Here is a 7245-nt window from a genome sequence, read left to right as displayed (position 1 = left end):
GAGGCCGACCGGGCGCTCGCGCTGACCGAGGCCTACCCCGTGCCGCGTCCCGGGCCGGAGGCGGACGGCTGGGCCGAGGCGCTGGCCCGGCACGCGGTGGTGGAGCCCTTCGTGCTGGACCTGTTCGCCCGGTGGGACCGGAGCGCGTCCACCGGCGCGGCGGCCATCGGCCGCTCCCAGGCGGTGGCGCGGGACCATCTGATCGCCGAGGCGCTGCTGGCCGCCTCGCCGCTGACCGGGGTACTGCTGCGGCCGGCGGCCGATCAGCTGGAGTCCGGGGCCGGCCCGGTGATCCGGGCCGCNNNNGGCCTGGCCCGGCGCCCCGGCGGCCACCGGGTGCTGTGCACCGGCCTGGGCGCCTGGCACCGGGACGCCACCGTGCTCCAGTGGCGTTCCGCGCTGCTCGCGCGGCTGAGCACCGACCGTCCCGAACTGGTGGCCGACGTCTACCTGTTCGCCCGGCTGCGGTACGGCGCGGAGTGGGACGAGGCGCTCTCCGCCGCCCGGCGCGCCATGGCCGGCCGGGGGCTGCCGCCCGACCGGGCACTGGCGACGGCCGTCTACTGGGCGCCGCTGTCCCTCCTCGCCCGGAGCCATCCGGACCTGCTCGCCGAACGTCCGCTGCTGACCGGTCACCAGCCCGCGCTGCGGCTGGTCCGGCGCTACCGCCTCACCCCTGCCACCCTGCGCTGACCGGGAGCCGCCCGCATGGCCAAACTGCGCCGCATCGTCCTGGTCTCCGGCCAGGACCAGGCGATGTACGACCGGTATCTGACCCACCAGCTGGAGGACGGCGACCCGACCCTCGGCGGGCTGCTGGCCGAGTTCCCCGCCCTCGCGCTGGAGCAGCTCACCGAGGACCACCTGTGCCTGCCGCTGAGCCGGATCCAGCTGGAGGTCCGGCCGGCGCCGCCGTCGCCGCAGACCCCGCTCTACCTGCCGCCCGGCGGCAGCCTCGCGCGCTTCGCCGGACAGCCGGCCGAGCGGACCGCCGAACAGCCCGCCGAGGAGCCCACCGCGTCGGCCGTCCCCGAACCGGCGCCCAGGCCCGCCCCCGGCCCCGGCCACCAGCACCGGGACCGGCTCAGCGAGCGCGAGGCCGTGCTGATCGCCCACGACCAGGAGATCGGCCGCGCCGCCGCCTACCTGGAGAGCGGCCTGTCCGTCCTCATCCGCTGCGAGAAGCTCCTGGTGGAGCACCTGGCCACGGAGATCGCGGGCAGGTCCGGCCGCAACCCGGCCCTGGTCGCCCTCCCCGCCGGGGCGGCCGAGCAGGCGGGCTTCGGCACCGGTCGGCGCGCGGAGCTGCTGGCCAGGCTCCAGGCCGCGATCACCGAGGCACCCGCGCAGGACGTCGTGGTCGTGCCCCACCTCGATCTGCTGGCCGGCGGCAGCGACGCCGCCCTGACCGCCGAGGCGCGGGAGCTCACCGACGTCCTGTACGAGCGCAGCGAGCGGGTGCTGCTCGCCTTCACCGACCCCTCGCTGGTCATCCCCGAGGTGCTGGCGGGCCGCTTCGCGGTGCGGCTGAACATGGACATCCTGCCGCGCGAGGTGGTGGTGGACGGCCGCACCCTGCCGCTGGGCCGGGTGCTGGTGACCGAGCGCGAGGCCGCGCTCTTCACGGGCTTCGACCCCGACGGCTTCTACAAGCACGTGGCCGGCATGAACGCCGTCCGGCTGCGGCACGCGCTCCGCTTCGCCTACCACCAGTCCACCCAGCCGGGCCCGCGGAAGCCGCCGACCTTCCGTCAGCTGATCGAGGAGCTGCGCATCTTCAAGGCACGCACCTCCAGCGCCTTCGAGGTGCCCAACGTCAAGCCGGAGGACATCGGCGGCTACGCCGAGGTCAAGCGGGAGCTGGAGCGCGCCCTGCGGATCGTCGGCGGCACCGTGGAGCTGCCCGCCGGGCTCCGGCACGACCTGGTGCCGCGCGGGTTCATCTTCCACGGGCCGCCCGGCACCGGGAAGACGCTGTTCGCCAAGATGGTGGCCAGCCGGCTGGGGGCGACGATCCTGGTGGTCTCCGGGCCGGAGATCACCGACATGTACGTGGGCGAGAGCGAGCGCAAGGTGCGCGACCTGTTCGCCGAGGCGCGCCGCAACGCCCCCGCCGTCGTGGTGTTCGACGAGTTCGACTCGATCGCCGCCCGCCGCACCGGCCGGGACGACGGCGGCAGCCGGGCCGGCAACGCCGTCGTCGCCCAGTTGCTGACCGAGCTGGACGGCTTCCGGCCCGAGGTGCCGGTGCTGACCATCGGCACCACCAACCGCATCGACATCATCGACGACGCGCTGCTGCGGCCCAGCCGCTTCAGGCCCGTCAAGATCGACCTGCCGGACCTGGCCGCCCGGCTGGAGATCGCCCGGGTCCACGCCGAGCACTTCGGCGTACCGGTCGCCCCCGCCGTCCTGGTCCGGCTGGCGCAGGCGACCGAGGGCATGAACGGCGACGAGATCCGCTCCGTCTTCCGTGAGGCCAGGGTCGGCCAGCTGCTCGGCGACGGCACTCCCCCGGACGCCCGCCGGCTCGGCGTGCTGGTGGGCGAGCTGCGCCGGGCCCGGCAGCAGCGCGATCTGGACCGCGGCGGCCCACAGCCCGCGCGCGGGCGCCCGGCTCCCCCGCGCACCGCGCGGATCGCGACCGTCACGCTCACCGGCCCGGCCCGGCGCGGGCCCACCGACCCGCTCCGCGACATCCGGGACCTCCACGACGGCCGGGACGGCCGCGAGAACCGATCCGACCAGGACGCCTCATGACCACTGCCGCGCACAGCCACCCGGACCAGGTGCTCAAACTCGCCCGCTCCTTCGCCACCCGGCTGGAGGAGGTCAAACGCGGCTTCGTCGGCCGCGACGACACCGTGGACCTGCTGGCCCTCGCGGTGCTCTGCCGGGAGCACGTGCTCCTGGTCGGACCGCCGGGAACCGCCAAGACCCGGCTGGTCCACGCCTTCTGCGACATCCTCGACACCCGGCCGTTCAGCTATCTGCTGACCCGGTTCACCGAGCCGGCCGAGCTGTTCGGACCGATCGACCTGCGCAAGTTCCAGGACGAGGGACGGTACGAGGTCAACACGGCCGGCATGCTGCCGGAGGCGCACATCGCCTTCCTCGACGAGGTCTTCCAGGGCAGTTCGGCGATCCTCAACACGCTGCTCACCCTCGTCAACGAGCGGACCTTCGCCACCGGCGGGCGGACCGTCCAGGGCCGGCTGATGACCCTGCTCGGCTCCTCCAACGAGGTCCCCGACGATCCGGTGCTCGCCGCGTTCGGCGACCGCTTCCTCTTCCGGGGCCGGATCGACTACGTCGCCGACGACGAACTGGACCAGGTGCTCGAACTGGGCTGGCTCACCGAGCGGCAGCAGATCGCCGAGGCGGCCGACGAGGCGGCCGGGGCGCGGGACGACGCGACGGCGGGCGGCCGGCCGGTGCGGGTCGGCGGCGAGGACCGGCTACGGGTGACCTTCCCGCTCGACGGGCTGCGCGTGCTCCAGCGCACGGTGGCCGAGGTCGACCTCGGCCCGGTGCGCGACGACTACCTCAAACTCGTCCGGGCCTTCCGGGCCGAGGGCATCGCCTTCTCCGACCGGCGCGCGGTCAAGGCCCAGAAGGCGGTGGCGGCCTCGGCCCTGCTGGCCGGGCGCCGCACGGCGCGGAGCTCGGACCTGTCGGTGCTGGCGCGGATGTGGGCCGGCCCCCGGGACGAGCAGTCGCTGCTGCGCCTCGTCACCGACCACGGCGTACCGCTGCCCGCCGGCGGACAGTCGGCACGTGACGTCTACGAGCTGCGGATCGACCTGACCGAGTACCGGAACCGGTTCGCGCGGTTGCACACCGCCGAGGAGGTCCGGGAGGTGGCCCGGCGGCTGGGCCGGCTGGACGCCGAGGCGCGCCGGGACCATCCGGCCGCGCACGAGTTGCTCAAGGGGATCGCGGAGCTGCGCCGGGCGGCGATGACCAGGCTGCGCGAGGACGAAGGGGAGGGCTGAGCCGATGTGCAATCCGAGGCGCATCCGGGTGCGGGCGACCAGGGAGCTGGCGCTCGCCTGGGAGGAGGAGGTCCGGCGCACGGTCGTGCGGCGCGGCGAGGTGGTCGGCGAGGCGCGGATCACCGAGTCCCTGCGGGGCACCGTGGGCGCGCCGACGCTGGCCGCGCTGCCGCGCGCCTTCGCCGGCTCACCGGGTTGGCGGGAGACCGACGAGGGCTACCGCCACCCGGTCGGGGGCGGCTACGTGCTCTACCGGCCCGACACCGCCGAACTGGAGATCGTGGCGACCGCCTCGGCCGTCGTCGAATCGGTCGGCGAGGCCTCCAGGGCGGTGAGCGGCGAGGTGCGCGACACCTTCGAGGCACAGGGCGAGGGCGTCTGGTACGACGACGAGCCCGGCCTGACCCAGGCCCGGGCCCGCCGGCAGGCGCAGGCCGACGCGGAGCTCCGGCTGCGACAGGCCGGCGAGCGGCGGATCAGGGAGGAGGTCGAACGGGCCGGGGAGCGGCTGGCCGCGGAGCTGGACGCGGCGGCGGGCAGCGCGGCCGACGCGGCCTACGCCCGCGCCACCGCCGAGCGCGAGGCCCGGCTGCGCTCGGACGCCGCCACCCGGCTGGCCGCCGTGGGAGTGGCCGCCCGGAACCTGTTCCACGAGGTGCTGGCCGTCGCCTACCGGGACGCGCTGCTGGCCTTCGCGCGCTCGCGCGGCGCCGAGGGCATCCGCTGCTCCGAACGCGACGGGGTGCTGGAGATCGAGTTCGAGCTGGACGTCTGAGGCACGGCCCGGGCCACGGCCCGGGGCTCCGGCGGCAGAGAGGTGGCGCAGTGCGGGTACGGGTCAGGTTCAGGTTCCGGGCGGACACCGGCGAGGTGGAGGTGTACGAGGTCGACACCGTCGGGCAGGGGGTGCCCGCGCCGGACCACGACGCCCGGCACGACCGGGTCGTCGGCCTGCTGGCACGGGTGGTGGAGGAGAACGCGGAGATCGAGGAGGACCTGTCCGCCGCGCCGCGCCGCGACCGGGGGACCGGGGACGCACGGCGGTCGCCGGCGCCGCTCCCCGAGCCCGCCGGGCAGGAGTCGCCGGAGCGTGGACGTGAGTGAGTCCGCGCTCTACGAACGCGCCGCCGACTGCTACCTGGCGGCGGGCATGCCCGCCGAGGCCGCGCGCTGCCTGCGGGCGGCCGGGGCGTACCGGCGCTCGGCCGAACTGTGGGGCGAACTCGGCCTGTGGTCGGAGGCCGTGACCGACTTCCGCAGCGGGCAGCTGGTGCACCAGGCCGCCTGGACACTGGTCCACGAGCTGGGCGATCCGCGCGAAGCACGCCGGCTGATCCGGATGGTGCGCCCTGGCGAGCTGGAGGCGCACGAGGCCCGCAGCGCGATGGTCGACGACGACTACTACCCGTTCGCGCCGGACCGCTTCACGGTCCGCGACCGGCTGGTGCTCGCCCGCTGCGACGCGGCCGAGGGCACCGGCCCGGACTCGCTGCCGCCCGTCCTGCGCGCCGCCGCGAACCACCTCCAGGACCGGCGGCAGGTGTTCGACCGGCTGGTCGAGGACTGGGCCGTGACCCTCGCCGAGCAGCACCGGCGCTACGACCAGGTGGCCCTGATCTACGCCGCGTCGCTGCGCGGGCGGCGCCGGAACGCGGCCACCCGCTGGCGGGACTGGGCGAGCCGGGTGCTGCACGCCGAACTGACCCTGCCCCCGGTCGAGCCGGACCGGGTACGGCCGGTCTCCGGGCCGGTCCTCGACGGCGCGAGGGGGCGGCGATGAGCGAAGGACGTTGGTGGCGGCGCCGGGCCGAGCCGTCGGAGCCGTCGGAGCCGTCGGAGCCCGTGGTCCCCGTACCGGCCGCGCCGCTCCAGGACCGGGGCGCCACGGACGGTGCGGGCGCGTTCCTCCAGGACGGTGCGGAGGCCGCGGTCGCGGTCCGGTTCGGCACGGCGACGGCGGCGCTGCGGTTCGTCGGCCGGCTCGGCGCCTGGTACGGGCCGCGCGAGCCGGACTGCCTGCGCGCGGCCGGCGGCGGAGCCTGGTGGGTGTCCGACCGGATGGGACTGGACGCGGCCCGCGAACTCGCGCGGGCCTGCGCGGGCGATCTCTTCCTGGTGCACGGGAACGAGCTGCTGGCGGACCACGGGTGGGGCGAGCCGGCGGACCTGGCCGCGCGGGCCCGGGAACGGCTGCCCCGGTCGGCGCTGGAACCGGTGCGGCTGATCGATCTGCTCCGGCGCGCCGGGCTGCACCCGGCCCTCCGGCGTCCGCTCGCCGAGGTCTCGGTGCTGGCCCGGGCGGCCGAGGCGGCCCGGATCGTCCGCCGCGCCCTGGACCTGGGCCTGCGGGCGGAGCATCAGCTCGTCGTGCTGAGCCCGCTGTTCGAGGCGGGCGCCGACGCGGAGGCCGGAGCCGGGGAGCAGCGGCGGACCACCGTGTGGGAACTCACCCTGACGGCGGCGAGGGGCGAGGTCCCCGTCTCCTTCCTGGACGCCCTGGACCGCGACCCGACCGTGCTGCCCTGCCGCCGGGTCGGCGACCGGGGCCGGGCGCTGGTCCAGTACGGGCAGGCCGTGCCGCTGCCGGACCCGGCGCTGCTCGCGCTCGCCCGGGACCAGGTGTGGCTGCTCGCCGGCGCCGAGTTCGGGTCCGCCCGGCTGGAGCGGGTGGGCGAACCACTGGACTGCTCGACCTTGGTGGCACTGGCGGCCGACCGTCCGCTGCGGGACGCGGGCCCGGCGCCGGACTGGGCCGACGGCGACACCGACGCCGCCGTGATCACCGCGCCCCGGCTGACCCTGGCGGCCGCCCGCACCCCGGGCGCCCCGGTCGACGCGATGCTGCTGCGGGAGGACGAACGCGACCTGGTGCGGCTGATGCTGGAAGGGCACCACCTCGCCGACCGGGTGCACCTGGTCCCCGGCCGGGACCTGGTGCTGCTGATCGCGGCCGGCGGACTGCTGGAGCGGCTGCCGGTCGGGGAGGCGCTGCACTGCGTCGGCCCCGGGCCGCTCTACCTGCCGCTGGGGCGCCGGATCGAACCCGCGCTGCCGCCCACCGCCAGGCGGGCGCTGCTGCCCGCCGACGAGACCCGGGCGATCGTGCTGACCGACACCGCCACCGTGGCCTTCGACCTGTCCCGGCGCCGGCCGGTGTGGACGCTGTGGGCCGGGGAGCCGCCCGAGATCGACTGGCAGGTCCCGGAGGAGGTCGCGACCGTGCTCCGGCTCACCGGCCGGCGGGCCGCGG

The 7245-nt window shown here is 76.2% G+C and carries 7 protein-coding genes; all 7 read left to right on the top strand.

The genetic code is table 11. From position 1 onward, the window contains the following. Positions 1-21: 21 nt before the first annotated feature. Positions 22-693: a hypothetical protein gene (locus ABD308_RS13325; protein WP_425554758.1), complete on the top strand. Its 672-nt coding sequence runs from the start codon at positions 22-24 to the stop codon at positions 691-693. A 15-nt stretch (positions 694-708) separates the two neighbouring features. After that, the gene (locus ABD308_RS13320) at positions 709-2760 is read left to right on the top strand and encodes an ATP-binding protein (protein WP_344332999.1); all 2052 of its coding nucleotides are present in this window, start codon (positions 709-711) and stop codon (positions 2758-2760) included. Beyond that, positions 2757-3995 (top strand): AAA family ATPase, encoded by a 1239-nt coding sequence (locus ABD308_RS13315; protein WP_344332997.1) that lies wholly within the window; start codon positions 2757-2759, stop codon positions 3993-3995. Before ABD308_RS13320 ends, ABD308_RS13315 begins: the two co-directional genes overlap by 4 nt. Positions 3996-3999: 4 nt before the next feature. Further along, complete coding sequence (locus ABD308_RS13310) at positions 4000-4770, top strand: hypothetical protein (RefSeq protein ID WP_344332996.1); 771 nt, start codon at positions 4000-4002, stop codon at positions 4768-4770. 50 nt (positions 4771-4820) lie between these two features. After that, entirely contained in the window at positions 4821-5099 is a 279-nt protein-coding gene (locus tag ABD308_RS13305; protein ID WP_344332994.1) for a hypothetical protein, read from the top strand. Beyond that, positions 5086-5775: a hypothetical protein gene (locus ABD308_RS13300; protein WP_344332993.1), complete on the top strand. Its 690-nt coding sequence runs from the start codon at positions 5086-5088 to the stop codon at positions 5773-5775. The genes ABD308_RS13305 and ABD308_RS13300 overlap by 14 nt, the downstream gene beginning before the upstream one ends. Next, the coding region (locus ABD308_RS13295) for a hypothetical protein (protein ID WP_344332991.1) at positions 5772-7245 on the top strand (1474 nt) is incomplete at its 3' end. The genes ABD308_RS13300 and ABD308_RS13295, both read left to right, overlap by 4 nt.

The sequence above is a fragment of the Kitasatospora putterlickiae genome (assembly GCF_039527695.1).
Lineage (GTDB): Bacteria > Actinomycetota > Actinomycetes > Streptomycetales > Streptomycetaceae > Kitasatospora > Kitasatospora putterlickiae.
The sequence above is the reverse complement of the archived record's forward strand: the minus strand, read 5'-3'. Positions and strand labels throughout refer to the sequence as shown.

Excerpts from the sequence above, each read along its gene's own strand:
- ABD308_RS13315 (WP_344332997.1), top strand. The coding sequence starts at position 2,757 with ATGACCACTGCCGCGCACAGCCACCCGGACCAGGTGCTCAAACTCGCC.
- ABD308_RS13320 (WP_344332999.1), top strand. The coding sequence starts at position 709 with ATGGCCAAACTGCGCCGCATCGTCCTGGTCTCCGGCCAGGACCAGGCG.
- ABD308_RS13310 (WP_344332996.1), top strand. The coding sequence starts at position 4,000 with ATGTGCAATCCGAGGCGCATCCGGGTGCGGGCGACCAGGGAGCTGGCG.